We start from the raw sequence: 1,029 nt of genomic DNA, 5'->3' as shown, positions 1-1,029 counted from the left end.
TGCAGTGGCTCGATCAAGTCGTGCCCTGACATTTTGATCTCGAGTTGGTAAGCCCCCGACTCCGGCACACTCTTGCGCAGTAACCCACATAGCAATGCCTTATGCCGCAGTTGTGTGCGGATTTTTATTCTGATAACGGCTTGGCCAAATCACACCAGGCTCAACCCCAATCACTCCCGCAATAGTTAGCTCATACCCTGGGCAAGGCCGATAAAAAACATTTCGCATTGAGCCAGGTTTTAAGCCTTGAGCACGCTCAAGAGCGGCTATATCAGCCCCCTTATTCTCAAGGGCCGCATAAATCGCCTTTGCAGACCAGTCCTGACCACGGCGAACAAACAGGTCAGTTAGGTCTTGTCTCGACAACTGCATTATGTGATCCTCTCTAGTTTATAGAATCCGATAATCAAACGTGGTTATCGGATGTGATAAATGGTATGGCATAAAAATCCGCATGTAAAGCTGTTTTGCAGATTTTTATACAGATTTTTGGAATAAATGTACCAATGAAAAAAAATCATTCAGAAACAAATGGTTATAATGAAAAATCCATGAGGGTAGAAAATCATGGCACACGGATTATTGAAGATGATGGAATAATTCACTTCGGCTCACGATTACAGACTCTCATTGGAGAGCAGTCATACCGCGCTTTTGCAGATAAATGTGGTATGTCAGAGAAGGTCATACGTAACTATGTAAAGGGAGTTACTTACCCATCTCTGGATCGTCTATCCTCCATAGCTAAGGCATGTGATGTCTCAATGGAGTGGTTAGCGTTTGGCTCTTTGCGTGAGGATAAAAATGCCGAAGGCATGACTATGACGCAGGAAAAATCTGTACAGATCCAGGTACAACAGTCTCCCGACATTCTCCTGTTCATGTTAAACAGCATTACGCAAGAAGATCGAGCTCAGCTAATTACATCGTTATGTAATATAGGCATTAAAGGCGTCCTACAACGCTTGCAACAAACCCCAGAGCAAACGGAAAGCGAAGAGATGGCCATTAGAGCACTTCCAATTAGAG

2 protein-coding genes are annotated in these 1,029 nt (G+C 44.1%); one reads left to right on the top strand and one right to left on the bottom strand.

Going from position 1 to position 1,029, the window contains the following annotated elements; all coding sequences use genetic code 11:
- Positions 1 to 99: 99 nt before the first annotated feature.
- Entirely contained in the window at positions 100 to 372 is a 273-nt protein-coding gene (locus EHO01S_RS17180; RefSeq protein ID WP_024525086.1) for a helix-turn-helix domain-containing protein, read from the bottom strand.
- Between the two features lie 134 nt (positions 373 to 506).
- Here EHO01S_RS17180 and EHO01S_RS18015 point away from each other — a divergent pair.
- A partial coding sequence (locus tag EHO01S_RS18015; protein WP_155964383.1) for a helix-turn-helix domain-containing protein occupies positions 507 to 1,029 on the top strand: 523 nt, incomplete at its 3' end.

The sequence above is a fragment of the Edwardsiella hoshinae NBRC 105699 = ATCC 33379 genome, assembly GCF_000474215.1.
Lineage (GTDB): Bacteria > Pseudomonadota > Gammaproteobacteria > Enterobacterales > Enterobacteriaceae > Edwardsiella > Edwardsiella hoshinae.
Note: the sequence above shows the minus strand (reverse complement) of the source record. Positions and strands in the feature narration are given on the sequence as shown.